At 51.7% G+C, this 323-nt stretch carries 2 tRNA genes; both read right to left on the minus strand.

The features are described 5' to 3' along the window. Nucleotides 1-51: 51 nt before the first annotated feature. A tRNA-Val gene (locus tag DBZ16_RS14605) sits at nucleotides 52-127 on the minus strand. Nucleotides 128-166: 39 nt separating this feature from the next. After that, nucleotides 167-243: transfer RNA gene (locus DBZ16_RS14610), tRNA-Asp, on the minus strand. Nucleotides 244-323: the final 80 nt, after the last annotated feature.

Genomic DNA, 323 nt, shown 5'->3' on the forward strand with positions numbered 1-323 from the left:
CCAACTGAGCTACCACCGCGCATCATTGTTTTGCAACAATGAAAGGAAACTTGGTGGGTGATGACGGAGTCGAACCGCCGACATTCTGCTTGTAAGGCAGACGCTCTACCAACTGAGCTAATCACCCGAAAATAAAAAATACCGACAATGTCAGTATTTTGAAATTTGGCGCGGCGGACGGGGCTCGAACCCGCGACCCCCGGCGTGACAGGCCGGTACTCTAACCAACTGAGCTACCACCGCGCATCATTGTTTTGCAACAATGAAAGGAAACTTGGTGGGTGATGACGGAGTCGAACCGCCGACATTCTGCTTGTAAGGCA

Origin of the sequence: Neisseria sicca (assembly GCF_003044565.1) — a bacterium.
GTDB lineage: Bacteria > Pseudomonadota > Gammaproteobacteria > Burkholderiales > Neisseriaceae > Neisseria > Neisseria sicca_A.